The sequence below is a fragment of the Streptomyces sp. R11 genome, assembly GCF_041051905.1.
In the GTDB taxonomy this organism is placed as follows: domain Bacteria; phylum Actinomycetota; class Actinomycetes; order Streptomycetales; family Streptomycetaceae; genus Streptomyces.
Window position 1 is genome coordinate 1944652 of sequence record NZ_CP163432.1, and the last position, 25665, is coordinate 1970316.

The 25665-nt window shown below is 71.6% G+C and carries 22 protein-coding genes; 5 read left to right on the forward strand and 17 right to left on the reverse strand.

All coding sequences use genetic code 11. The features are described from left to right. Nucleotides 1-62: 62 nt before the first annotated feature. The gene (locus AB5J55_RS08845) at nt 63-491 is read left to right on the forward strand and encodes a Rieske (2Fe-2S) protein (RefSeq protein ID WP_369270118.1); all 429 of its coding nucleotides are present in this window, start codon (nt 63-65) and stop codon (nt 489-491) included. Between the two features lie 23 nt (nt 492-514). Next, the gene (locus AB5J55_RS08850) at nt 515-1258 is read left to right on the forward strand and encodes a nucleotidyltransferase domain-containing protein (protein ID WP_369270119.1); all 744 of its coding nucleotides are present in this window, start codon (nt 515-517) and stop codon (nt 1256-1258) included. Here AB5J55_RS08850 and AB5J55_RS08855 read toward each other — a convergent pair. The 15 genes from AB5J55_RS08855 to AB5J55_RS08925 form a co-directional block, all read right to left on the reverse strand. Then, entirely contained in the window at nt 1184-1951 is a 768-nt protein-coding gene (locus AB5J55_RS08855) for a nucleotidyltransferase domain-containing protein (RefSeq protein ID WP_369270120.1), read from the reverse strand. The genes AB5J55_RS08850 and AB5J55_RS08855 overlap by 75 nt on opposite strands. Before the next feature lie 3 nt (nt 1952-1954). Next, nucleotides 1955-2977 (reverse strand): ADP-ribosylglycohydrolase family protein, encoded by a 1023-nt coding sequence (locus AB5J55_RS08860; RefSeq protein ID WP_369270121.1) that lies wholly within the window; start codon nt 2975-2977, stop codon nt 1955-1957. After that, nucleotides 2974-3690 carry an NUDIX domain-containing protein gene (locus AB5J55_RS08865; RefSeq protein WP_369270122.1) on the reverse strand — a complete coding sequence of 239 codons (717 nt, stop codon included), beginning with the start codon at nt 3688-3690 and terminating at the stop codon, nt 2974-2976. Before AB5J55_RS08865 ends, AB5J55_RS08860 begins: the two co-directional genes overlap by 4 nt. Nucleotides 3691-3767: 77 nt before the next feature. Further along, the gene (locus tag AB5J55_RS08870) at nt 3768-5183 is read right to left on the reverse strand and encodes an MFS transporter (protein WP_369270123.1); all 1416 of its coding nucleotides are present in this window, start codon (nt 5181-5183) and stop codon (nt 3768-3770) included. 53 nt (nt 5184-5236) lie between these two features. Beyond that, nucleotides 5237-5785, reverse strand: a complete 549-nt coding sequence (locus AB5J55_RS08875; RefSeq protein ID WP_369270124.1) for a TIGR03086 family metal-binding protein — start codon at nt 5783-5785, stop codon at nt 5237-5239. Beyond that, nucleotides 5782-6747 carry a sigma-70 family RNA polymerase sigma factor gene (locus tag AB5J55_RS08880; RefSeq protein ID WP_369270125.1) on the reverse strand — a complete coding sequence of 322 codons (966 nt, stop codon included), beginning with the start codon at nt 6745-6747 and terminating at the stop codon, nt 5782-5784. The genes AB5J55_RS08875 and AB5J55_RS08880 overlap by 4 nt, the downstream gene beginning before the upstream one ends. A 111-nt stretch (nt 6748-6858) precedes the next feature. Further along, nucleotides 6859-7980 carry a pseudouridine synthase gene (locus tag AB5J55_RS08885; RefSeq protein ID WP_369270126.1) on the reverse strand — a complete coding sequence of 374 codons (1122 nt, stop codon included), beginning with the start codon at nt 7978-7980 and terminating at the stop codon, nt 6859-6861. Next, nucleotides 7980-8663: an SMC-Scp complex subunit ScpB gene (gene scpB / locus AB5J55_RS08890; RefSeq protein WP_328882594.1), complete on the reverse strand. Its 684-nt coding sequence runs from the start codon at nt 8661-8663 to the stop codon at nt 7980-7982. The genes AB5J55_RS08885 and scpB overlap by 1 nt, the downstream gene beginning before the upstream one ends. After that, nucleotides 8660-9748 (reverse strand): ScpA family protein, encoded by a 1089-nt coding sequence (locus tag AB5J55_RS08895; RefSeq protein ID WP_369270127.1) that lies wholly within the window; start codon nt 9746-9748, stop codon nt 8660-8662. The genes scpB and AB5J55_RS08895 overlap by 4 nt, the downstream gene beginning before the upstream one ends. Before the next feature lie 18 nt (nt 9749-9766). Beyond that, the gene (locus AB5J55_RS08900; RefSeq protein ID WP_369270128.1) at nt 9767-10399 is read right to left on the reverse strand and encodes a hypothetical protein; all 633 of its coding nucleotides are present in this window, start codon (nt 10397-10399) and stop codon (nt 9767-9769) included. Next, complete coding sequence (locus tag AB5J55_RS08905; RefSeq protein ID WP_369270129.1) at nt 10384-11520, reverse strand: ParA family protein; 1137 nt, start codon at nt 11518-11520, stop codon at nt 10384-10386. The genes AB5J55_RS08900 and AB5J55_RS08905 overlap by 16 nt, the downstream gene beginning before the upstream one ends. A 399-nt stretch (nt 11521-11919) precedes the next feature. Next, nucleotides 11920-13044 carry an alanine dehydrogenase gene (gene ald / locus AB5J55_RS08910; RefSeq protein WP_328882591.1) on the reverse strand — a complete coding sequence of 375 codons (1125 nt, stop codon included), beginning with the start codon at nt 13042-13044 and terminating at the stop codon, nt 11920-11922. Nucleotides 13045-13178: 134 nt separating this feature from the next. After that, the gene (locus tag AB5J55_RS08915; protein WP_369270130.1) at nt 13179-15266 is read right to left on the reverse strand and encodes a tetratricopeptide repeat protein; all 2088 of its coding nucleotides are present in this window, start codon (nt 15264-15266) and stop codon (nt 13179-13181) included. Between the two features lie 192 nt (nt 15267-15458). Further along, the gene (locus tag AB5J55_RS08920) at nt 15459-16085 is read right to left on the reverse strand and encodes an NUDIX domain-containing protein (protein WP_369270131.1); all 627 of its coding nucleotides are present in this window, start codon (nt 16083-16085) and stop codon (nt 15459-15461) included. Between the two features lie 98 nt (nt 16086-16183). After that, nucleotides 16184-17851, reverse strand: coding sequence for a CTP synthase (locus tag AB5J55_RS08925; protein ID WP_369276133.1), 1668 nt, complete (start codon nt 17849-17851; stop codon nt 16184-16186). A gap of 488 nt (nt 17852-18339) precedes the next feature. Here AB5J55_RS08925 and AB5J55_RS08930 point away from each other — a divergent pair, with 488 nt between their 5' ends. Continuing rightward, on the forward strand, nt 18340-20142 hold the full coding sequence (locus tag AB5J55_RS08930; RefSeq protein WP_369276134.1) for a glycoside hydrolase family 15 protein: 1803 nt from the start codon (nt 18340-18342) through the stop codon (nt 20140-20142). Between the two features lie 70 nt (nt 20143-20212). Next, on the forward strand, nt 20213-21595 hold the full coding sequence (locus tag AB5J55_RS08935) for an FAD-binding oxidoreductase (RefSeq protein ID WP_369270132.1): 1383 nt from the start codon (nt 20213-20215) through the stop codon (nt 21593-21595). A 21-nt stretch (nt 21596-21616) separates the two neighbouring features. Here the strand turns inward: AB5J55_RS08935 and AB5J55_RS08940 are convergent, their stop codons facing one another. Next, on the reverse strand, nt 21617-22579 hold the full coding sequence (locus AB5J55_RS08940) for an LLM class F420-dependent oxidoreductase (RefSeq protein ID WP_369270133.1): 963 nt from the start codon (nt 22577-22579) through the stop codon (nt 21617-21619). A gap of 88 nt (nt 22580-22667) precedes the next feature. Here AB5J55_RS08940 and AB5J55_RS08945 point away from each other — a divergent pair, with 88 nt between their 5' ends. After that, nucleotides 22668-24320, forward strand: a complete 1653-nt coding sequence (locus AB5J55_RS08945) for a PucR family transcriptional regulator (protein ID WP_369270134.1) — start codon at nt 22668-22670, stop codon at nt 24318-24320. Between the two features lie 32 nt (nt 24321-24352). Here AB5J55_RS08945 and AB5J55_RS08950 read toward each other — a convergent pair whose 3' ends face one another. Then, nucleotides 24353-25489, reverse strand: coding sequence for a glycosyltransferase family 4 protein (locus AB5J55_RS08950; protein WP_369270135.1), 1137 nt, complete (start codon nt 25487-25489; stop codon nt 24353-24355). Nucleotides 25490-25665 lie beyond the last annotated feature (176 nt).

Genomic DNA, 25665 nt, shown 5'->3' on the forward strand with positions numbered 1-25665 from the left:
TGCTGTTGATCCGCTCGGAGCGCTTCCGCCCTCTGGTTCTTCCGCACTTTCGGAGTGACGACATGACCTACCGTCCGACGCGGCGCACGATCCTCATCGCGACCGGCGTGACGGGTGCGACGGCGCTCGTCGCCGGCTGCGGCGATTCCGACGGCAACGGCGACTCGTCGCCGACCTCGACCACCGTCTCCCCCGGCCAGGACGGCGACGAGTTGGCCGGCACGTCCGACATCCCCGTGGGCGGCGGCACGATCTTCAAGGACGAGAAGGTCGTGGTGACCCAGCCCCAGCAGGGCGAGTTCAAGGCCTTCTCCGCCATCTGCACCCACCAGCAGTGCCTGGTCGGCAGCGTCTCGGACGGGACGATCAACTGCCCGTGCCACGGCAGCAAGTTCAACATCACGGACGGCGCGGTGGCCAACCCTCCGGCCACGAAGCCGCTGCCGGCGAAGAACATCGTCGTGGAGGGAAATTCGATCCGGCTGGTGTGATCCGCCGCGTACGCTCCGGGGGCATGCACCCCGAGACCCTGGTCCGCGACCACACGATCTACGCCTGTGTGATGGGCTCGCGCGCCTTCGGTCTGGCGACGGACGGCAGCGACACCGACCGCAGGGGTGTGTTCCTCGCCCCCACGCCGCTCTTCTGGCGCTTCGACAAGCCTCCGACGCACATCGACGGCCCGCTGGAGGAGCAGTTCAGCTGGGAACTGGAGCGCTTCTGCGAGCTGGCCCTGCGCGCCAACCCGAACATCCTGGAGTGCCTGCACTCCCCGTTCGTGGAGCACGTCGACGACACGGGCCGCGAGCTGCTGGCCCTGCGCGAGGCGTTCCTGTCCCGCCAGGCCTTCGAGACCTTCACGCGCTACGCGCTGGGCCAGCGCAAGAAGCTGGAGGCGGACGTCCGCTCCCACGGCGCCCCGCGCTGGAAGCACGCGATGCACCTCCTGCGCCTCCTGACGAGCGCCCGCGACCTGCTGCGCAGCGGCCACCTGACGATCGACGTGGGTGACGAGCGCGAGGCGCTGCTGGAGGTCAAGCGCGGCGAGGTCCCCTGGCCGGAGGTGGAGTCCCGGATGACCCGCCTGGCGAGGGAGGCGGAGGTGGCCGCCTCCCACAGCCCGCTCCCGGCCGGACCGGACCGCCGCCGGGTCGAGGACTTCCTGATCCGCGTCCGCCGCGGGTCAGCTCTCCAGCCGGGTCCGTACGACGAAGGCGTGCAGGGCGTCGAAGGCACTCGGGGCGTCGGGCAGCGCTGAGGCCGCCTGCGCCTCGTCCAGCACACCGTGCAGCCGCTCGACGTCGGCCGCCACACGCGCGTGCTCGACGTCGGCCGGCCCGTGCTCCCGCTCCGCCTTGGCCGCGATCAGCTCCGGCAGATAGCCGGGCGCGTCGAACTCCCCGTCCGTGTGGGCCTCCCGGACCAGTGTGGGCAGATGCGGCTGCACCTCACCGCTGCGCATCAGATGGATGCCGGTGAGCAGCACCCGGAAGGTGTAGAGCAGCGGCTTGAGCTCCCCGGTCTTCTCGAACAGCCGCCACTGCGTGTTCGCGAAACCCCGGTAGTGATGGGCGTGGTGGCCGGTGAGGACGCCGGGCACCAGCTCGGCCAGCTCCCGGTGGGCGTCCGTGGTGTGCACGACCAGCGGCGAGAGCAGCTGCTCCAGCACATAGCCGTTGCGGCGCAGCATCAGCCGTACGAACTTGCGCAGGTCGTGCGTGACCAGGTCCATCTCGACGCCGTCCCGGACCCACATCCGTGACCGCGTCTCGTCCGGCTCCCGCAGCCCGACGAGGTCGGCGGCCGGCAGCAGGTGCACGCCCCGCAGGTCCACGTCCGAGTCTCGCGACGGAAAGCCGTACAGATGCGCGCCGGAGACGGTCGCGAACAGCACCGGGTCGGGCTGCTCGGTGACGACGGGCGTGAGGTCGATGTCCAGGGCGTGGATCATCCGTCAAGCGTCCCAGAGCGCTCCGAGGGTCAGCAGATCACCCCGGTACTCGATCCGGTCCGCCCACTCGGTCGGCCAGGCGTCCGCGCCCAGATACGCGCCCGCGAAGGCCCCCGTCAGACACGCGATCGAGTCCGAGTCGCCCGACGTGCAGGCGGCCCGGCGCAGCGCCGTCAGCGGCTCGTCGACGAACCACAGGAAGCACAACAGGCCGCAGGCCATGGCCTCTTCGGCGATCCAGCCCTCGCCGGTGGCCAGGCACGGATCGGTCTCGGGCGAGACGGTCCGTGCGGCGTCCTGGACCCGGTCCAGGATCGCCAGGCACTCGTCCCAGCCTCGCGTGATGAAGTGCCCGGGGGTGGGATCCTGGCTGCGGGTCCACAGGTCGCCGAGCCAGCGCTCGTGGTAGCGGGTGCGGTTCTCGTAGGCGTACGACCGCAGCAGCCCGACCAGTCCGGTCGGCTCGGCTCCTTGGGCGAGCAGTCGTACGGCGTGCGCGGTCAGGTCGGAGGCGGCAAGGGCCGTCGGGTGCCCGTGGGTGAGCGCGGACTGCAACTGGGCGGCGCCCGCGCGCTGTTCGTCGCTGAGGCCGGGGACGAGCCCGATCGGTGCCACGCGCATGTTGGCGCCGCAGCCCTTGGAGCCGATCTGGCTCGCGTCCTGCCAGGGCATGTCGGTGCGCTCCAGCAGGTCACAGGCCCTGAGGCAGGTGTTACCCGGGGCCCGGTTGTTCTCCGGAGAGCGGTTCCATGCCACGAACTCCGCCCGCACCGGCTCCATCATCGCTTCGGGTCCGAGCACGCCCAGGTCCATCGCCGTCCGCAGCCCCTTCCCCAACGCCAGCGTCATCTGGGTGTCGTCGGTGACGATGGCCGGCGTCGGCAGCTCCATCTCGCGCCACGGCCCGCACTTGGCGAGGATCGACGGCACGTCGTTGAACTCTGTCGGGAAGCCGAGCGCGTCCCCGAGGGCGAGGCCGAGCAGGGCGCCGGTGGCGGCGCGCTTGCGGACGGTGGTCGTGGTCATGCGGGGCGTCCTTCCGGGGTGGGCCGCAGCAGGGGCGGGTGGAGGGCGGCGGCGGTGCCCGCGCGGTACAGCGCGGCCGGTTTGCCGCGGCCGCCGGTGAGCCGGGCTGCGCCGGGCACGGGTTCGACGAAGCCCGGCGTGGCGAGCACCTTGCGGCGGAAGTTGGGCCGGTCGAGGGTGGTGCCCCACACCGTCTCGTAGACCTGTTGCAGCTCGCCGAGCGTGAACTGCGGCGGGCAGAAGGCGGTGGCGAGACTGGAGTACTCGAGCTTGGCGCCGACGCGCTCATGGGCGTCGGCCAGGATCCGGTCGTGGTCGAAGGCGAGCGGACCTGCCCCGTCGTACGGCACCCAGCGTGCCTGCGCGGCGTCGCTGCCGCCGTGCGGTTCGGGCGGGTGGGGCAGCAGGGCGGTGAAGGCGACCGTCACGACCCGCATACGGGGGTCGCGGTCGGGTTCGCTGTAGGTCCGCAGCTGCTCCAGGTGCAGTCCGGAGACGTCCGACAGGCCGGTCTCCTCGGCGAGTTCACGCCGGGCGGCGGTCTCCGCCGACTCGTCCGGCTGCACGAACCCGCCGGGGAGCGCCCAGTGGCCCTTGTACGGCTCCTGCCCGCGCTCGACCAGCAGGACCTGCAGGACGCCGTCGCGGATGGTGAGGACGGCGAGGTCGGCGGTGACGGCGAAAGGTTCGTGGGCGTACTTGTCGTAGTGCATGCGAACCCACCCCCTTTATAGTCAGTACGACTATAAAGGGGGTGGGATGGGTCCCGCAAGCCCTGACCCGGTAACGGCTAGGCCCGCGCGCGGGAGGGCGCGAACGCCGCCACCCCCGCCCCCACGGCCGCCGCGGCCGCCGTCACCCACAGCGCCGCCCCGGCTCCGTCGATGAACGCCTCCGGCGAGCCGTAGCCGCCGTACGTCGTGAACACGGCCGCGGCGACGGCGATCCCGAAGACGCCGCCCAGCTCGCGCAGCGCATTGTTGACGCCGGCCGCGACGCCCGCGTCGCCCTGCGGAACGGACGAGGTCACGGCGTTGGCCACGCTCGGGAACACCATGGAGATGCCGACGCCCGCGACGATCAGCGGGACGACGAGACTGCCGTATCCGACGCCGGGTTCGACCAGCCAGGCCAGCAGCGCGAGGCCCGTCGCCTGGAGCACCAGGCCGCCCAGCATGAACGGCCGGGTCCCGAACCGGTCGGCGAGCGCTCCGGCGATCGGCGCGACCAGCAGGGGCGTGGCGTTCCAGACCAGGATCCGGACGCCCGCCTCCAGCGGGGAGTAGCCGAGGCCGAGCTGGAAGAGCTGCGTGATCATGAACAGGGCGCCGAGCAGCGAGGCGAACAGGAGGAAGGCGGAGGCGTTGGCGGTCGAGAAGCCGCGCCGCCGGAAGTGGGACAGCGGCAGCATCGGATAGCGGGCCCCGTTCTTCTCCCAGCCCAGGAAGGCCGCGACGAACACGATCCCGGCGGCCAGCGCGGCCAGCACCTCGGCGCTCCCCCAGCCCGCCTCGGGCGCCCGCACCGGCGCCCATGCCAGGCCCGTCAGGCCCACGGCCGCCAGCACCAGCCCGACGAGGTCGAGCTGGGGGCGGGTGCCGTGGCTCTCGCGCAGCTTGCGGCCGGCGAGGGGGATCATGGCCAGCCCGATGGGCACGTTCAGCCAGAAGATCCACTGCCAGGACAGGCCCTCGGTGACGGCCCCGCCCAGCACCGGCCCGGCGGCCACGCCGAGTCCGGTCACCCCGCCCCACAGGCCGATGGCGACGCCCCGCTTCTCGGCCGGGAACGCCTCACTGATCAGGGTCAGGGTGAGCGGCAGCAGTACGGCGGCCCCGGCGCCCTGCAGCAGGCGCGCACCGATGAGCTGGCCGGGGCCCGAGGCGAGGGCCGCCGCGGCCGAGGCGAGCGTGAAGACGGCGAGGCCCACGACGTACATCCGCCGCCGCCCGAACCGGTCGCCCAGCGCGGCACCGGTCAGGGTGAGACAGGCGAAGACGAGGTTGTAGGCGTTGATCGTCCACTCCAGCTCGGACAGGCTCGCCCCGAAGTCGGCCTGCAGCGCGGGCAGCGCGGTGGCGACCACCACGACGTCGAGGGAGCACAACAGCGCGCCGAGCCCGGCGAGGGCGACCGTCCATCCGCGGCGCGGGGGCGCCTGTGCGGCGGACGCCGGCAGAAGAGGGGCTTTCAGGGTCTCGGTCATGACGATGCCTTCCGTGAGGTCACGAGGGTTCACTCACGGAAGGCAGACCTGGCTCACTCCGGAAAGGAATCGCGGCGGCCCAGGAAGGCCAGCAGCCGGACGTCGGCACGCGCGCGGGGCGGCACCTCGACCAGCGGGCCGAACCGCACGCCCCGGTCCTCCTCCGCGACCACGCAGCGGGCGATGCTCAGCAGCTCGGCCGCGAGCGGGAGCGGGATCGGCCTGGGCCGGCCGCAGGCCTGGGCGACGTCCCACCCGTGCACGGCGATCTCGACGGCGCCCACGGCGGCCATCACCCGTACGTCCAGCGGCCGTTCACCGACCAGGACACGCTCCTCGGCGGGGCCGGCCGACCAGGCTCCGAGCACCGCGCACGCGCGTGTACGGAAGCCGCAGGCCCGGTCGGCACGCGGGAGCAGCCCGATCCGCCCGCCGGTCAGGCCCTCGTACAGCGCGTCCAGCGAGTCGTCGAGATGCCCGAGCAGCTCCCCGAGGTCCCACTCGGCGCAGGGCGTCGCGCGCATCAGGCTCGCGGACTCGGACCCGGCGACGCTGCCCAGTGCATAGGCGAGCGAACGCTCCAGCAGTTCCCCGGAGTTCATGGCAGCTCCTTGGGCAGCCCGAACCGGTCGAGCAGGCCGGCCGGCTCGAGGAAGGCCGTGATCCGGGCCAGGAGCCCTTCCCGCACCGTGAGCACCTGCAGGGAGTGCGCTCGCAGGACGTCGTCCTCCCCGCGGACGTACATCGCCACCGCCGGCTGCCCGTTCGCGCGCGTGCGCAGCATCCGCAGGGTGCCCTTCTCGTGGACACGCGCGTGCAGGAAGCGCAGCACGTCCTTCTTGCCGCTGTACCACTCCAGGAAGGGCGGCATCTCCAGCTCGACGCCGTCCTGGAGGAGCCCGATCAGCGTGTCCAGGTCGGCGTTCTCGAAGGCGGCCACGTACCGGTCGAGCACCTCGCGGTCGGCGGCGCCCTCCGGTTCCTCGACGAGGTCCTCGTCGGGAGCCGCCTCGTCGAGGCGGGCACGCGCACGCTGGAGGCTGCTCTTCACCGCCGCCGTCGACGTGCCGAGCAGCGCCGCCACCTCGGGCGCCCGCCAGGCCAGCACGTCCCGCAGGATCAGCACGGCCCGCTGCCGCGCGGGCAGGTGCTGAAGGGCCGCGACCAGGGCGAGGCGCAGGCTCCCGCGCGCGGCGACGACGCCCGCCGGGTCGACCAGCGCGTCGGGCAGCGGCTGGAGCCACGGAACGTCCGTCACAGGGGCCCTCAGCGGCTCCTCAGGCGCCTCTGCGGGCCCGCCGAGCCCCGAGGGCAACGGACGGCGCGCACGGCCCTCCAGCGCCGTCAGACACGTGTTGGTGGCGATCCGGTGCAGCCACGTCCGCAGGGACGCCCGGCCCTCGAAGCCGTCGTAGGACCGCCAGGCCCGCAGATACGTCTCCTGCACCAGGTCCTCGGCCTCGTCGACCGACCCCAGCATCCGGTAGCAGTGCGCGAGCAGCTCCCGCCGGTACGGGTCGGTCAGCCGGACGAACTCGTCACGGTCCGCAGTGGTCGTACTCATCCCCGCTCCCTCCGTCACTCATACAGACCGGCGGAGCGGCGAAAACGAATCGCCCGGCCCCGGAGCACATCCGGGACCGGCCGATTCGCGCGCGTGGGACTGAGGTCCGGCCTACAGATCGACTTCCTTCATCAGCATGCCGACCTCGGTGTTCGACAGCCGCCGCAGCCAGCCCGACTTCTGGTCGCCCAGCGTGATCGGACCGAAGGCGACGCGCACGAGCTTGTCGACCGGGAAGCCCGCCTCGGCGAGCATGCGGCGCACGATGTGCTTGCGACCCTCGTGCAGGGTCACCTCGACCAGGTAGTTCTTGCCGGTCTGCTCGACGACCCGGAAGTGGTCCGCGCGCGCGTACCCGTCCTCCAGCTGGATGCCGTCCTTGAGCTGCTTGCCCAGGTCACGCGGGATCGGGCCCACGATGTGCGCGAGGTAGACCTTCTTCACGCCGTACCTGGGGTGGGTCAGCCGGTGCGCCAGCTCGCCGTGGTTGGTGAGCAGGATCACGCCCTCTGTCTCGGTGTCGAGCCGCCCGACGTGGAAGAGCCGCGTCTCCCGGTTGGTGACGTAGTCACCGAGGCACTGACGGCCCTCGTTGTCCTCCATGGTCGAGACGACACCGGCGGGCTTGTTCAGCGAGAAGAACTGGTACGACTGCGTCGCGACCGTCAGGCCGTCGACCTTGACCTCGTCCTTCTCCGTGTCGACGCGCTTGCCCTGCTCGAGGACGATCTCGCCGTTGACCTCGACCCGGGCCTGCTCGATCAGCTCCTCGCAGGCCCGCCGCGAGCCGTAGCCCGCGCGCGCGAGGACCTTCTGCAGCCGCTCGCCCTCCTGCTCGGCGCCCGGGAAGGTCTTGGGCAGCTTGACGTCCTTCTTGCCGGCGTAGCGCTCGCGGTTGCGCTCCTCGGCCCGCGCGTCGTACTCGCGGGAACTCGCCGGAGCCGTACGGCCGCGACCGGTGCCCTGACCCTGCTTGGGGCCGCCCTTGGCGCCGCCGCGCGCCGAGGCGCCACGCCCCGACTTCGGGCCGTCCTGGGTGGCTCCGGGGCCCACGTCGTAGCGCCGCTCCTCCGGACGCGGCTTCTTCGGCCGGCCGCCCTGCTTGTCGTCGCGGTTGTTACCGGCGCCGCGGTAGTTACCGCGGCCACCGCTGCTTCCGCCGCGGCCGCCGCTGTTGCCACCACGGCTCCCGCCGTTGTTTCCGCTGCTGTTCCTGCCGCTGCTGCTTCGCATCAAAGTTCCGTCTGGTCGTCTACGTCGTCGGTGCCCCGGGGTGCCGGGACGCCCGGACCGTCATCGGGAGCGTCCGGGTCGAACGACGGAACGCCTTCCTGGGTCTCGGCCTCGATCGCCTCCGCCTCCGGGAGGAAGGGCGCGAGCTCCGGGAGCTCGTCCAGACCGCGCAGGCCCATCCGCTCCAGGAAGTAGTTCGTCGTCCTGTACAGGATCGCACCTGTTTCGGGTTCCGTGCCCGCCTCCTCGACCAGCCCGCGCTGCAGGAGGGTGCGCATCACACCGTCACAGTTCACGCCGCGCACGGCCGAGACCCGGCTGCGGCTGACCGGCTGGCGGTACGCGACGACCGCGAGCGTCTCCAGGGCGGCCTGCGTGAGCCGGGCCGTCTGGCCGTCGAGCACGAGCCGTTCGACGGCGGCCGCGTACTCGGCGCGGGTGTAGAAACGCCAGCCGCCGGCCACGAACCGCAGCTCGAAACCACGGCCCTGCACGGCGTACTCGTCGGCCAGCTCCCGCAGGGCGTCGGCAATCTTGCGACGGGGCCGCTCCAGGAGCTTCGCGAGGCGCTCCTCGGTCGCGGGCTCGTCCACGACCATGAGCATCGCCTCCAGGGCGGGCTTCAGGTCGAGGTCCGCGACGCCGCGCAGCCCGGCCGGAAGCTCGGTGGTCTCCTCACTCACGCCTTCTTCTCCTCCTTGGGCAGCTCGGGCGGGCGGTCGAACTCGTCGGTCACCAGGGGCGCCTCGTCCCCCTCCCCACCGGTCCACCGCACGAGGAGCTCGCCGAGAGCGATCTCCTGGTCGAGGGCGACGGCCTTCTCGCGATAGAGCTCCAGCAGAGCCAGGAATCGCGCTACGACCGTGAGGGTGTCGTCGGTGTCCTCGACCAGGGAACGGAAGGTGGCCTCGCCGAGCTCCTTCAGCCGCGCGACGACGATCCCCGCCTGCTCCTGCACGCTGACGAGCGGTGCGTGGATGTGATCGACGTACACCTGCGGCTTGGGCTTGGGCTGCATCGCCTTGACCGCGAGCCTGGCGAATCCTTCCGCCCCGATGCTGATCACGACCTCGGGCAACAGTTCGGCGTGATGCGGCTCCAGCCCGACGGTCCGCGGATAGCGCCGGGCCTCGTCGTCCAGCCGCCGGCTGAAGATGTCGGCGATCTGCTTGTACGCCCGGTACTGCAGCAGCCGCGCGAACAGCAGATCCCTCGCCTCCAGCAACGCGAGATCGGCCTCGTCCTCCACCTCGGCGGCGGGCAGCAGCCGCGCCGCCTTGAGGTCGAGCAAAGTCGCCGCGACGACAAGGAACTCGGTCGTCTCGTCGAGATCCCAGTCCGGCCCCATCGCCTTGATGTGCCCCATGAACTCATCGGTCACCTTGGACAACGCCACTTCGGTGACATCGAGCTTGTGCTTGGAGATCAGCTGGAGGAGCAGGTCGAAGGGGCCCTCGAAGTTGGAGAGGCGGACCTTGAAGACACCGTCGCCGGGTTCCTGGGGCTCGGAGGCCGCTTGCGCAGGTGCGGCAGCGGTCGGCACGTCGTCGTCACCGCCGCCGTCGTGCCCGCCGGCGGGAGCCGAAGTCTCAACCTCGGGCGGGGGCGAGCTCTCCGCCGCAGGCGGAACAGGCACGGCCTCCTGCGGAGGCAGCAGTACCGGCTCAACCGGCGCAGCCACAGGTGCAGCGCCCGGCCCCCGCCCCAGCGCACGCCGCCGCCCGCCGGAGGCACCGGCGCCGGAGGCGGGAACGTCGTTCGAGGTCATAGCCCCCGCAGGCTACCGCTACCGCCCGCGAAGCCGTCGTACCAGGATGCTGGCGTCTCCCCGGCTCTCCAGATCCGCGAGCACCACGGCCACCGCCTCGCGGACGATCCGCCCGCGGTCGACGGCCAGCCCGTGCTCACCGCGGAGCACCAGACGCGCGTGCTCCAGATCCATGAGCTCTTCGGCGGAGACGTACACGGTGATCTTCTCGTCGTGGCGCTCGCGACCACTGGGCCGGCGCGAGGCCTGCCGTCCGCGCTTGCGCGGCGCGGCGGAGGCGGCGGCAGAAGCAGCCGCCCCGGAGGCGGCAGAGCCGCCGACGGAATTCGCGGACGCCCCGGCAGAACCTTCCTGCTGCGCCCCCTGCCGCCGAGCGGAGCGCTCCGCGGCGGCGGCCCGGCTGCGCGACTCGCCGGCGTCGACGGACTCGGCGTCGGCCGCCACATGCTCTGCGCCGTCACCGTCACCGCCCTGCGCGGGCACCGACTGCGGCGCGTCGTCAGCGGCGGCGGCGTTGTCGCTCTCCCCCGCGGGAGCCGGCACCCGGGCCTCGCCGTTGGCCGGGCGCCGGGGAGTGGACGGCTGGAGCGCCATACCCCCTGTCGTACGGAACAGTTCGTCGGCCCCCGGCAGACTCACTCGGCGTGACACCGGGCGAGCACCTCCCTGGCGAGCTGACGATAGGCGGCGGCGCCGACGGAGTTGGAGGCGTACGTGGTGATCGGCTCACCGGCGACCGTGGTCTCCGGGAAGCGGACCGTGCGCCCGATGACCGTGTGGTAGACGTGATCGTCGAACGCCTCGACCACCCGGGCCAGGACCTCGCGGCTGTGGACCGTGCGCGAGTCGTACATCGTGGCCAGGATCCCGTCGAGCTCCAGCTCCGGGTTGAGCCGCTCCTGGACCTTCTCGATGGTCTCCGTCAGCAGTGCGACACCGCGCAGGGCGAAGAACTCGCACTCCAGGGGCACGATCACCTTGTGGGCGGCCGTCAGCGCGTTCACCGTGAGCAGGCCCAGCGAGGGCTGGCAGTCGATCACGATGAAGTCGTAGTCCGGCAGCAGCGGCTTGAGGGCGCGCTGGAGTGTCGACTCGCGCGCGACCTCGCTCACCAGCTGGACCTCGGCCGCCGACAGGTCGATGTTGCTCGGGAGCAGGTCCATGTTCGGGACCGCTGTCTTCAGGAGCACCTCGTCGGCCGACATGCCCCGCTCCATGAGCAGGTTGTAGACCGTGAGGTCGAGCTCCATCGGATTGACGCCGAGGCCGACCGAGAGCGCGCCCTGAGGGTCGAAGTCGACGAGCAGGACCCGGCGTCCGTATTCCGCGAGCGCGGCACCCAGGTTGATGGTCGACGTCGTCTTGCCGACGCCGCCCTTCTGGTTGCACATCGCGATGATCTTCGCGGGGCCGTGGTCGGTCAGCGGACCCGGGATCGGGAAGTACGGCAGCGGACGCCCGGTCGGGCCGACGCGCTCGCGGCGCTGCCGGGCAGCGTCGGGCGCGAGCGTGGCCGCGTACTCGGGGTCGGGCTCGTACTCCGCGTCGGGGTCGTAGAAGTGCCCGTCGGGCAGTTCGTCGTAGGCGGCGAGTTGGTTGTGGGGCGCGCCACTTCCGTCGCCGGCCATGGCGTTCACGTGATGGCCATCCATGCTCTGGTGTGCTGTCTGAGTCACCCCTGTGCTCCGGTGACCCTGATGGGCTGCGAAGGTGCGCACCGCGACGGAGCCGACAGCCTCGAATCCCGCGGGACCCTGGCCCCGTACCGGCATTCCTGGTTGACCACCCCCGGGAGAAAATGTCGACTCATTCACAAGTCGTCTTACCTCCTTGGTGACCAGGAAACTTCTAGACAGGTCAGCGTTGCACCATGCTGACGGTTGGCGACTCTATGGCGTGTCGGTGGTCCGCAGCAACACAATCCGCCGGACCGAGCAGATGTGTCGACAATGAAACATCCCGCTGTCAAGGGCGTACGGCCGTCGCACAGCAGGTTTCACGGGTGTGCGAATCGGTCGAAGGGTTGCGTTCGAGGCGAGTTGACCGAGAGTCGCAAAGTGACCATACACACATCCGGCCGGACCTTTTCGGGCAAGGTCCGGCCGGGTGCGTGCGGTTGACGACTTGTGTTGACGTATCGCCTTTACCAGAAAGTGACTTAGCCGATCGGCTCAGCCGAGCAGCGAGGCGAGCTCCACGTGCTCCAGGCCGTGCGCCTCCGCGACCTGCCGGTAAACCACCTTGCCGTCATGCGTGTTGAGGCCCCTGGCCAGCGCGGGGTCACGGCGCAGCGCCTCCACCCAGCCGTGGTTGGCCAGTTCGATGATGTACGGCAGCGTGGCGTTGGTCAGCGCGTAGGTGGAGGTGTTGGGCACCGCGCCGGGCATGTTGGCGACGCAGTAGAAGACCGAGTTGTGGACCGGGAAGGTCGGCTCGGCGTGCGTGGTGGGACGCGAGTCCTCGAAGCAGCCGCCCTGGTCGATCGCGATGTCGACAAGAACACTTCCGGGCTTCATCCGGGACACCAGCTCGTTGGTGACCAGCTTCGGGGCCTTGGCGCCCGGGATGAGGACGGCACCGATGACGAGGTCGGCCTCGAGGCAGGCCTTCTCCAGCTCGAAGGCGTTGGAGACGACGGTCTGGATCTTCGTGCCGAAGACCTTGTCCGCCTCCTTGAGCTTGTTGATGTCCTTGTCGAGCAGGGTCACGTGGAAGCCCATGCCGATGGCGATCTGCGCGGCGTTCCAGCCGGAGACCCCGCCGCCGATGACGACGGCCTTGCCGGCCAGCACGCCGGGGACACCGCCGGGCAGCACACCGCGGCCGCCGTTCGCGGCCATCAGGTGGTAGGCGCCGACCTGCGGGGCGAGGCGGCCCGCGACCTCGGACATGGGGGCGAGCAGCGGCAGGGCGCGGGTGGGCAGCTCGACCGTCTCGTAGGCGATCGCGGTGGTGCCGGACTCGATGAGCGCGTCCGTGCACTCCTTGGAGGCGGCCAGGTGCAGGTAGGTGAAGAGCGTCTGGTCCTTGCGGAGGCGGTGGTACTCCTCGGCGATGGGCTCCTTGACCTTCAGCAGCAGGTCGGCGGCGGCCCACACCTCGTCGGCGGTCGGAAGGATCTGGGCGCCTGCGGAGACGTACTCGCTGTCCGGGATCGACGAGCCGACACCGGCGCCCTGCTCGATGACGACCTGGTGGCCGTGGCGCACCAGCTCGTGCACGCCTGCGGGGGTGATGGCCACCCGGAACTCGTTGTTCTTGACCTCGCGGGGGATGCCGACCTTCACGTCGATCACGGTCCTTGGCTCAGAGGGTGTGGGGCATTACAAGACATACCCAGGCATGCGGGGGCACACCGGGAGACACCGCAGAGAAGGTGCGGCAGAGCCAGTCTAATGAAGGCGTTCTCGCTGTCTAGCCTTTCATTGCATCAATCTTCTGCAGATGTACTACGGATTTCGCAGGCGTTAGCGTCCTGTTCCGGCTGGAAACCCGCTTGTCCGGGCTCAGACGCGGCCGCATCGGAGTCCTGAGGCTCCTCTCCCAGCATCCGCTCGGCGGCACCTCGGTGCAGCTGCGCCGCCGTGGGATCGCCGAGGTGCTCCAGCGTGTCGGCGAGCCGCAGATGCAGCGCGCCCTGCAGCCGTACGTCCTCGGCGCGCCGCGCCCACTCCACCGCCTCCTGGCAGGTGCGCAGCGATTCCTCGGGACGGCCGGCGTACTCCTGGACCCGCGCCAGCTCGCTCAACGCCCGGGCGTGCCCGGCGACATCGCCGTTCTTGCGGTGCCCGGTGACCGCGGACCGCCAGTTGCGCAGCGCGTCGCCGTACCGGCCCGCATAGGTGTGCGCCTCGGCGATACGGCCGTACAGTCGGGCGGCGTCCGCCCGCTCGCCGCGGGCCAGCCGCTCGGCCAGCGCGCGGCCGAACCAGTCGGCGGCCCGGTCGTAGTCCCCGAGCTCCAGATGGGCGCCGCCTACGGATTCCATCGCACGGCCGGTCGCATACGGGTCATTTGCTTCCCACCCGGCGTCCAGCGCGGCCCGGAACCGCACCAGCGCCTCCCGGGTGCGTCCCGTCCGGGCGTCGAGATCGCCGAGGTTCAGCAGGGCCGCGGCCTTCTCGCGGGGCAGCTGCCGGCGCTCGGCCACGTCGAGGACCAGGCCGTGGATGTCGTACAGGTCACCGGCGGCCGCCTGGGTGCCGAAGTGTGCGGCCATCGCCCTGACCAGCTGGGACATCAGGCGCCTGGCGAGCGTGTCCAGCTCCCCGTCGGCGACCGCTGCCCGGGCCGCGGCCAGCAGGGCGGGCCTGCGGATACTGAGCCACTCGGCGGCTGCCCGGGGGTTGGGGAAGCGCAGGGCGCGGGGCATGCCGAGGAGCTTCTGCCGGGTCTCGGGGTTGTCGGTCTCGGTGATCGCGCGGCAGGACTGCAGCAGCCGTACGGTCCGCTCCAGCATCCGGGCACGGGCGAGCTGCAGCTCGGCCGGGCGGTCCTGGGTCTCGGTGAGGGCCCGCAGAAGCCGGTGCAGACAGGCCGGGACCTCGTACTGCGGCAGCGGCGAGTCGACGGTCTGCAGCAGGCCGAGGGCTACGAGGTCGTCCAGGGTGGTGTGGGCCCCGTCCACCGAGCAGCCGGCGAGCGCGGATGCGGTGTGCGGGTCGACGAGGCCGCCGGGGGCCAGCGAGAGCAGCCGCAGTATCCGGGCGGCCGGGGTCGGCAGCCCCGCGTAGGCGAGCCGGAAGACCCTGCCCAGCGGTGTGCCGTCCTCGCCCTCGGCGTGCAACTGCTTGGCGAGGTCGGCGACGGCCGCCTTGGGCCGGGCCGCGAGCCAGCCGCCGGCCAGCATCAGGGCGGCCGGCTGGCCCTGGCACACCTCCACCAGGTCCTCGGCGGCCCGCGGGTCGACGGTGATGCGCACCGAGCCGGCGTGCCGGGACAGCAGCTCCACGGCCGACTTGGTGTCGAGGCCGCCGAGTGTGCAGGGCCGGACGTCCGAGATCCCGGTCAGCGGGCCGCCGGAGACCGCGACGGCCAGGCACTCCGGGGTGTCCGGCAACAGGGCGTCGACCTGCTCCGCGCGGGCCGCGTCGTCGAGCAGCAGCAGGACCCGGCGGTCGGCCAGGGTCTCGCGGAGCACCGCCGTGAGGTCGTCCTCGGCGGCGCCGGCCGGTGCCGGCCGGTCCAGGGCGGTGAGCAGTTCGCGGGCGGTGCGCTCGACGGGGACGGGGGTGCCGTCCGGCTCGCTCAGGCGGGCCCGCAGCACGCCGTCGCCGTAACGGTCCGCCACCTGCCGTACGAGCTCCTCGGCGAGTGCCGTACGCCCCGAGCCGGGGCGGCCCGCGATGAGCAGTACGCGCGCGCGTGGTGCCTTGCGGCCGGAGAGGGTGTCGAGGCCCGCGCGCTCGATGTCGGCGAGGAGTTCCTTCAACTCGCGCGTACGGCCCAGGAATTGGCGCACGGCGGGGGCCTGCGGCAACGCCTGCACGCCGCCTGTGTCCACGACCTGATCCGTCACGGGCCACACTCCCGTCCCACGCACGCGCAAGCCCGCCGGGACTCCGGTTCGGGCGTAATCAGAGCCTAGTTCACGCTCTGCTACGTTCCGGGCGGAGCGTGGCGGGCACGGCGAGGACGTCCCTCGATCGGATCAGCCGATCTTCACACCTAAGGCGGGGCGGTTTCGTTCGGAAGGCGCGGTCGTGTCGGTTCAGGACTCGAAGGGGCGCGCCGGCCAGGGCGCCTCCGCCGGGCGCAGTGCGTCGAGCCCGTCGCCGTTACGCGCGGCGACCAGTGACAGCACGCCCACGACGAGGCAATTGTTGTGCACCTCGCCCGCGAGCACACCCCGGACCAGCTCGTCGACCGGCACGCGCGCGTGCTCCATGTCGGCCTCCTCGTCCTCCACCTCGAAGCGCTCGCCCTCGGCCTCGGCCAGATCACGGGCGAGGAAGATCCGTACGGCCTCGTCGCAGCCGCCGGGGGTGGTGTAGACGTCGGTCAGCACCCGCCAGTCCCCGGCCTTGACGTGGGCCTCTTCGTACAGCTCGCGCTGGGCGGCGTGCAGCGGGTTCTCGCCGGGGATGTCGAGCAGGCCGGCCGGGATCTCCCACAGCTTCTGCCGCACCGGGTGGCGGTACTGCTTGATCAGCAGTACACGGTCCTCGGTGTCCAGGGCGAGCACGGCCACCGAGCCCGGGTGGACCTGGTAGTCGCGGCGGACGACCGAGCCGTCGGGCATGACCACGTCGTCCGTGCGGACGGAGGTCTTGTTGCCCACGAAGGGGGTGTCCGTCGCCCGGATCTCCCACTCCTGCGGGGTGTCCTTGATCGTCATGCCCTGCCCTTCCACACGCTTTCAAAAAGAACCCGCCAAAGAAAACCGGGGTGCGCCCCTTTGAAGGTTTGCACCCCGGCCACCGTACAACTGGTGTGTTACTTCGAATTCTTGCGCTCGACCGAGGCCTTCACGAGCCCCGCGAACAGCGGGTGCGGGCGCGTCGGGCGCGAGCGCAGCTCCGGGTGGGCCTGCGTGGCCACCAGGTAAGGGTGGACCTCTCGCGGGTACTCCACGTACTCGACGAGCTTGCCGTCGGGCGAGGTGCCGGAGAACAGGATGCCCGCCTTCTTCTCCAACTCCGCCCGGTAGGCGTTGTTCACCTCGTACCGGTGACGGTGCCGCTCCTCGACGTACTCCTTGCCGTCGTACACCTCGCGCACGATCGAGCCCTCGGCCAGCTTGGCCGGGTACATGCCGAGGCGCATGGTGCCCCCCATGTCACCCTCGCCCGCGACGATGTCGAGCTGCTCGGCCATCGTCGAGATGACGGGGTGGGAGGTGGCCGGGTCGAACTCGGTGGAGTTGGCGTCGCCGATGTCGGCGAGGTTGCGGGCCGCCTCGACCACGATGCACTGCAGGCCCAGGCACAGGCCCAGCAGCGGGATCTTGTTCTCGCGGGCGTACTTGATGGCGCCGACCTTGCCGAGCACACCGCGGTCGCCGAAGCCGCCCGGGATGCAGATGCCGTCCACGTCGGCGAGCTGCTGCTTGGCACCGGCCGGGGTCTTGCAGTCGTCGGACGTGACCCACTTGATCTTCACGCGGGCCTTGTTGGCGAAGCCGCCGGCGCGCAGCGCCTCGGTCACCGACAGGTAGGCGTCGGGCAGATCGATGTACTTGCCGACCAGCGCGAGGGTGATCTCGTGGTCGGGGTTGTGGACGCGGTCGAGCAGATCGTCCCAGGTCGTCCAGTCCACGTCACGGAACGGCAGGTCCAGCTTTCGGACGACATAGGCGTCCAGACCCTCGCCGTGCACGGTCTTCGGGATGTCGTAGATGGAGCGGGCGTCGGGGCAGGCGACCACGGCCGCCTCGTCGACGTCGCACATCAGCGAGATCTTGCGCTTGATCGCGGTCGGCACCTCACGGTCGCAGCGCAGCACGATCGCATCTGGCTGAATACCGATGTTCCGCAGAGCCGCAACCGAGTGCTGGGTCGGCTTCGTCTTCAGCTCTCCCGAGGGGCCGATGTACGGCAGGAGCGAGATGTGGACGACGAAGACGTTGTCACGACCGACCTCGTGACGGACCTGGCGGACGGTCTCCAGGAACGGCAGCGACTCGATGTCGCCGACCGTGCCGCCGACCTCCGTGATCACGACGTCGACCTCGTCCGTCGCCATGCGGCGGATGCGGTGCTTGATCTCGTTGGTGATGTGCGGGATGACCTGCACGGTGTCGCCGAGGTACTCGCCGCGCCGCTCCTTGGCGATCACGGTCGAGTACACCTGACCGGTGGTGACGTTCGCGGAACCGTCCAGGTCACGGTCGAGGAACCGCTCGTAGTGGCCGATGTCCAGGTCGGTCTCGGCGCCGTCGTTGGTGACGAACACCTCGCCGTGCTGGAAGGGGTTCATCGTGCCAGGGTCGACATTGAGGTACGGGTCAAGCTTCTGCATGACCACCCGCAGGCCCCGTGCCTTGAGCAGCATTCCGAGGCTGGAGGCCGTCAGGCCCTTGCCGAGCGAGGAGGCGACACCCCCGGTGACGAAGATGTGCTTGGTCGTCGTGGCTGCGTTGTGTCGAAAAGCAGCGGGCGGCATGGCCAAGAGGGGGCTCCCGTGGTCGCGATCTTGAAGTGCGGTTCGGGGGTCTCTGACGCCCACCGGTCCACGGGCTACCAGGGTATCAGCGACCGAGACCGATGGCTTCCGGCCACGCTCCGCACACGAGTCACCACGAACCTGCACAGGTATCGCGGTTTCTCACCCGTTGCTCACCCGTTCGGCCGACCCGGGTTGCCCGGAGCGGCACGCAGATCATCTACGTGCGTCGTATCCTGCTCGGACATTCGCTGCCGAGCCCGGCCGGCAACACGGCACCACCCCTCGCCCGTAACCACCGGAACAACGAGAGCTCGTCAGTTCGTTGAGCAGAGATTGTCGAGAAGCGACTGTCGTTTTGCCTCACGGCGCAGACGACTGCTTTGCTTCACCGCTCGACGACGCATTACAACCACCCCTTGACCGCACTAAGCGAGAGCCCCCTTGGCAGAGAAGGGGGTGACGTGGCCGTTCGACTGGAGTTGCACGTGGCCGGGCGCATCGAAGACTACGCACTCATCGGAGACATGCAGACCGCGGCACTGGTCTGCCGGGACGGCACAGTCGACTGGCTGTGCCTGCCCCGCTTCGACTCGCATGCCATCTTCGCCGGCCTGCTGGGCACCGAAGAACACGGTTTCTGGCGGCTCGGTCCGGCTCACGCGTCCGACGCCGAACCGCCCACCGCGGCCCGGCGCAGCTACCGCGGCGACTCGCTGATCCTGGAGTCCGAGTGGGACACGCCGCGCGGCACGGTCAGGGTGATCGATTTCATGCCCCCGCGTGACGGGGCGCCCCAGCTGATCCGGATCGTGGAGGGCGTCTCGGGCCGGGTGCCGATGCGCTCGGCGCTGCGGATGCGTTTCTCTTACGGCCGTGTGGTGCCGTGGGTGCACAAGCACGAGGGCCGTACGGTGGCCGTCGCCGGTCCGGACTCCGTGTGGTTCGACACGGAGGCCGAGACGTACGGCAAGTCGCTGACGACGTACTCGGACTTCACGGTCGCCCCGGGTGAGCGGATCGCGTTCACCATCTCCTGGGAGCCCTCGCACAAGGAGCCGCCGGCCCTGCCGGAGCCGGAGCAGTCGCTGGAGGCGACCGAGGACTTCTGGCGGGAGTGGGTCGAGCACTGCACGTACCACGGCCCGTACCGCGAGGCGGTGGTCCGCTCGCTGATCACGCTGAAGGCCCTGACGTACGCCCCCACGGGCGGCATCGTCGCCGCCCCGACGACCTCCCTGCCCGAGGACATCGGCGGCGTCCGCAACTGGGACTACCGCTACACCTGGCTGCGCGACGCGGCGATCACCCTGTCCTCGCTGCTGCGCACCGGCTACCGCGAGGAGGCTCGCGCCTGGCGGGAGTGGCTGCTGCGGGCGGTCGCGGGCGACCCGGAGAACCTGCAGATCATGTACGGCATCGCCGGCGAGCGCGAGCTGGGCGAGGCCGAGCTGGACTGGCTGCCCGGATACGAGACCTCCGCGCCGGTCCGGGTCGGCAACGGCGCCGCGCACCAGCTCCAGCTGGACGTGTACGGCGAGGTCACCGAGGCCCTGCACCTGGCCCATATGACGGGCCTGGCCCGTAACGACTACGCCTCGCTGCTCCAGCTGAAGCTGATCCGCTACCTGGAGGACCACTGGGACGAGCCGGACGAGGGCATCTGGGAGGTGCGCGGCCCGCGCCGCCACTTCGTGCACTCCAAGGTGATGGCCTGGGTCGCCGTCGACCGCACCATCAAGCTCATCGAGTCCGGCGACGCGGACGGCCCGCTGGAGCGCTGGCGCGAACTGCGCGACGACATCCACCGGGACGTGTGTGAGAAGGGTTACGACAAGGAGCGCAACACCTTCACGCAGTCGTACGGCTCGAAGGAGCTGGACGCCTCCCTGCTGCTGATCCCGCAGATGGGCTTCCTGCCACCGGACGACAAGCGCGTCATCGGCACCATCGAGGCGATCCAGCGCGAGCTGTCGACCTCGGACGGCTTCATCCTGCGCTACCCGACGCAGGGCGATGACGAGGGCGTCGACGGCCTCCCCGGTGACGAGGGCGCCTTCCTCGCCTGCTCGTTCTGGATGGCGGACGACCTGGCGATGATCGGCCGCGTCGACGAGGCCCGCAAGCTGTTCGAGAAGCTGCTGTCGCTGCGCAACGACCTCGGTCTGCTGGCCGAGGAGTGGGACCCGCACCTGCAGCGTCAGGTCGGCAACTTCCCGCAGGCCTTCAGCCACGTCCCGCTGATCGACACCGCGCTGCGGCTGACGGCGTCCGGGGCGTACGGCGGCTGAACAGGACTGCCGTAAGGCGCCCGCCTAGGCTGGGAAGCAGCGACTGCCCCGGCAACGGAAGGGGGCGGCCATGGCTTCCCTCTCGAAGGCGGGCGCGGCCCTCACCGCGCTGCGCGAGGATCTCGCCGGTGATGTGTTCGCGCCGGGGGACTTCGGTTACGACGACGCCCGGGCCGTCTTCAACGCCATGATCGACCGGCGGCCCGCGGTGATCGCGCAGTGCGTGGACGAGGACGACGTCGCGCGGGCCGTGCGGTTCGCACGGGATCTGGACCTCAACATCGCGGTGCGCGGCGGCGGGCACAGCGTCGCGGGCATGGCGCTCAACGACAACGGCCTGGTGATCGACCTGCGCCATATGCGCGCGGTCACCGTCGACCCCGCGGCCGAGGCGGTACGGGTCGCGGGCGGGGCGACGATGAGCGACCTGGACCGCGCCACGCAGGTCTTCGGCCTCGCCACGACCGGCGGCCGGGCGTCGACCACCGGCGTCGGCGGCTACGTCCTCGGCGGGGGCACGGGCTGGCTGGACCGGTGTTGCGGGCTCGCCGTGGACAATCTGCTCGGCGTGGAGCTGGTCACCGCCGACGGCAGCCGGGTGCATGCGAACGCGGACGAGAACCCGGACCTGTTCTGGGCCCTGCACGGGGGCGGGGGCAACTTCGGCGTCGCCACCGCGATCACGCTCAAGCTGCACGAACTCCCCGAGTTCGCCATCGCGTTGCTGCTGTACCGGCCGGAATTCGCACCGGACGCCGTGCGCACCTTCCGCGATGTGATCGAGTCCGGCCCCGACGAGGTGGGCGGTGGCGTCCTGCACTTCACCGCCCCGCCCGAGGACTTCGTACCGCCGCCGCTGGTCGGCACCCTCGTCTGCGGTGTCCTCCTGACGTACGCCGGCGCCGAGCAGGACATGCGCAAGTACGCCGATCCGCTGCTGGCGCTGCCGCACGAGGCGGAGATCGTCGGCGCGATGCCGTACGCCGACGTGCAGTGCATGATCGACGATCCGCCCGGGATGCGGCACTACTGGTCGGCGGAGAATCTGTCGGGCGCGCCGGACGACTTCCTGGACGTCTACTGCGCGGACGCACGGACCATGCCCGTCCCGACCGGCACGCAGCACGCGTTGCTCCCGCAGGGCGGCGCGATCGCCACCGGCCCGCGCGAGTACCCGGTGCCGTACCGGGACGCGCCCTGGGCGGTGCACCCGTACGGCATGTGGCAGGACCCGGCGGACGACGAGCGGTGCGTGCGGTGGGTGCGTGACGTCCGCGCGGACGTCCGCCCGTGGAGCACCGGCGCGGTCTACCTGAACTTCATCGGCGACGAGGGCGCGGAACGGGTGGTGGCCGGTCTGGGCGCCGAGAACACGCGGCGGCTGGCGGAGCTGAAGCGGCGCTTCGACCCGGACAACGTCTTCCGGTTCAACCACAACATCAGGCCTGCCTGAGCGCGGTCGGCCCGGGTGCCGTCAGCCGACCTGCTGGAACGCCGTCAGCGTCCGCTCCCCGCCCGGGTCGCCCGCCGTCGCCGGCACGAGGGCGATCTCGTCCAGTCCGGCCTCGGCGTACGCCTCGACACGCGCGCGTACGGCGTCCAGGTCGCCCACCAGGGCGACCATGTCCGCCGCAGCGGCGGGCAGCGCCCGGACCAGCGTGCCGGGATCGGCACCGGTACGGGCCAGCTCGACCGCCTCCCCGAAGCCGGCCGCCTCGAACATGTCGCTGTAGCCCGGCACCGCCAGATACCCGGCGATGCTCCGCAGGACCTGCGCGAGGGAGTCCGGGTCCGGGTCGACGGCGGCGGGCAGCCAGGCGGCCAGCGTGGGCGGCGACGTACGGCCCGCGCGCGTGGCGGCCGCCTCGAGCTTCCTCCGCAGCGACCGCACCTGTTCCGGCGAGACGATGTCGAGCAGCATCCGGTCGGCGTGGACCGCCGCCGTGGCGATCGCGCGGTCCCCGAACGCCGCCACGGTGAGCGGGCCGCCGGGCGGCTGGAGACGTCGCGGGAAGGCGCTGCCGGGGACGACCGGTTCGCCGGGCTTGCCGTGCAGGAAGACGCGCAGGGCCGCCGCCGAGGCCTCCATCGCCGCGGCGGGCCGTACCCGCGGCACCCCGTGCACGCCCTCGACCACCCGCTTGCTGGACGTCCCCAGCGCCACCCCGACCGGCCGCCCGGTGACGGCGGCGACCGAGGCGGCGCCCCGCGCGATCCCGAACGGCTCGCGCACCGACACCGCCACGGGACCGGCCGTCAGCGCGACCCGCTCGGTGGCCCGCCCGATGGCCGTGGCGAGGACGAAGGAGTCCCAGGTCGGCCCCTCCCCCGCCCACACCTCGCGATACCCGAGCCGATCGGCGACCACGGCCACCCGCAGCGGCTCCTCGACCGGACTCTCGTCCTCCCGTGCCACGGCAACCACGCTGAAGTCCATGCCGACGCGGCTACCCCGCTCACGCGCCGCAACGCGTGATCGGCTCCGGAGATGTCAGGGACGCCCGCGCACGGGTAGCGTCCGGCACATGGACAGCGGTACGGGCGGTACGGACAGCGGCTACGGGACCCACAGCGCCGGGATCACCGTGCGGCGGGCGCTGGAGCTGCCCGGGCTGCGCAGTGGGCTGCCGGAGGTCCTCGCGGGCGGCGACCGGCTGGGGCGGACCGTGCGCTGGGTGCACGCCGGCGAGGTGCCCAACATCGCCTCGCTGCTGAAGGGCGGGGAACTGCTGTTGACCACGGGCTACGGCCTCGGCACGCGCCCTGCCGACCAGCGCGCGTTCGTGCGCACCCTGGCGGAGCGGGGCATCGCGGCCCTGGTCGTCGAGTTGGGCACGCGCTTCACGCGGCTGCCCGCCGCGCTGGTCGACACGGCACGCACGGCCGGTCTGCCGCTCGTCCAGCTGCATCGCGAGGTGGCCTTCGTGACGGTCACCGAGGAGATCCACACCGAGATCGTCAACGGCCACTACGCGCTGCTGCAACGGGCCGAGGAGGTGCACCGCCGGTGCACGGAGGCGCTGCTCGGCGGCGGCGGTGTGCCCCAAGTGCTGGGCATCCTGGCCGACTTCAGCACCAACCCGGTGTTCCTGGAGACGACCGACGGCCAACTGCTGTACGCCGCCGGGTCGGGCCCGGCGGGCGCGGATCCGTTGCAGGTGTGGGAGGGACTGCGGGGCCAGCACAAGGACGCGCCACCGCCGGGTGGGGCGGTGCTGGTGGATGTGCCGGGCGGCGGCCCGGGCACGGGGTCGGTGCGGGCCCGTCTCGTGCTGCTCCCCGTGCGGGGCCCGCTCGCGCCGGTGCACCGGATCGCCGCCGAGCGGGCCGCGGGCAGCCTGGCCGTGGTGCTGATGCAGGCGCGCCAGGAGGAGGAGCTGGCGGCGCGCGGGCGCGGCGACTTCCTGACCGACCTCGCGGAGGGCCGTATCGCCGCCGAGGACGCCCCGGCGCAGGCGCGCGTGCTGGGCTTCAAGCCGGGTGACAGTCCGCTGCTGCCGGTCGTGATGCGGCTCGGGGACGCGCTGTCGCCGGGCGGGGGATGGGCGGTTCTGGCGCGAGCGGTCGGTGAGGAGCTGGCCTCGGTGGGGGCGCCGGTGCTGTTGGGCGTACGGCCGGTGGAGGGGCGGGTGCCGCTGCTGCTGGGCCTGCGTTCGGAGGCGGAGCGGTCGGCGGTCGCGGACCGGGTGGCGGTGGCCCTGCGGGCGGGCGTGGAGCGGGCCGGGGTCCAACGCCCCGGGGCACCGCCGCCGGTCGTGGTCGTAGGGGTGGCCGGCAGCTGGGCGGCGGCCTCGGCGGGCCTCAGGCACGCGGCGGAGACGGCGACTGCGGCGCAGGGCCTGTCCGACCGCCCCTGGTACGACGCCCGGCGCCTGGACATCGACCTGCTGCTGTGGCGGCTGCGCGACCACCCGGACCTCGCGGCCTTCGTGGACCGCGCGATCGGCCCGCTCCGCGACCACGACAACCGCTCCAAGCCGCCCCTGCTGCCCACCCTGGAGACGTACTTGGCGCACGCGGGCCGCAAGGCGGAGACGGCACGCGAGCTGCACCTCAACCGGCAGACGCTCTACAACCGCCTCGCCCGCATCGGCGAGTTGCTCGGCACGGACCTCGACGACCCGCAGACGGTGCTGGCGTTGAGTCTGGCGCTTCGGGCACGCAGGCATGCGGGATAGAGCGGCACGCGGGCCGCGGACGCTTCCGGTGTCTAGATCATGGGCCGCGGCTGCGTCAACTCGTCGTACACGCTGAGCACTTGGGCGACTGTCTCGTCCTCGGTCGGCCAGGTGGCCGCCTGCCGGGCGCCCCGCTCCCTGAGGAACTCCTGCCGCTCGGGATCGCCGAGCAGCCGTACGACGGCGTCTGCGAGGGCCTCCGGGTCGCCGTACGGGACGAGTTCGGCCGCGTCGCCGACGAGTTCCGGCACGCCGCCGACGTCGGTGGCGACGAGCGGCACGCGCGCGTGGAGGGCCTCCTGGGCGAGGACCGACCGTGACTCCCAACTGCTCGGCAGAAGCGCCACGTCGGCCGCCGCGAGCAGCTCGGAGACGTCGTCGCGCCGGCCGATGAGCCGCACGGGCAGCCCCTCGTCCTCGATCCGGCCCTGTAGTTCGGCCCGCAGCGCCCCCTCCCCCGCGATCACGACCAACGGCACGGCATCGAGCCGCAGCCACGCGCGCGAGGCGTCCAGCAGCACGTCGTACCCGCGATGCCGCTCCAGCGATCCGACGGCGATCAGCAACGGGCGTCCGGTGGCGCCGAGTTCGGCCCGGACCTTGGGGCGCAGCCGGTCGGGGTCGTCGTGCTCGACGGCACGGCTCGGCGCGGGCAGCGCGACGGCGGCAAGGCGCGCGTCGCGGGCACCGGTCCGCCGGGCCCGGTCCACCAGCGCCGAGGTGGTCCCGAGCACGACGGAGGCGGCCTTGACGACTCGCCGCTCCAACAGCCGCAGGAGGTGGGCGCGGGCGCCCTCGGCGTGTGCCCGGTCGTGCCAGGTGACGACGAGCGGAGTACGCCGCCCGCTCAGCGCGAGCACGGCGCGGAAGGACGCGTGCAGCCCGTGCGCGTGCACCAGGTCGGCGTCCACGCAGGCGGCCCGCAGTGTGGCCACGGAAGCCGGATCGCTGCTGCGCGGCACATGCACATGTTCGGCGCCGGCGCCCGTGAAGTCGTAGAGGTGATCGGCCTCGACAGGGGCGCACACCGTGACCCGCACGCCCCGTGCGACCAGCCCCGAGGCCAGCGATCGCACATGCGCACTACTGCCGGCGTTGCCGCCGCCCAGCACCTGCACGGTGCGCAGCGACGACTGGCCGTGCGGTGAGTGGCTGCTCACGGGGGTCACGTGGCCGGGGCTCCTGCTTCGGGTCGGGCGGTCACGAAGAACGTACAGAAGGATCGGGCGGAGGGGGTGTACCGCGAGAATCCCTACGCGTACGACGTGTTTACGCCAAGGATGCCAGGACGTACGGCCGTTCCGGGAACGGCGACAGGGCGTGGACGGCTCAGCTGCGGGGCAAC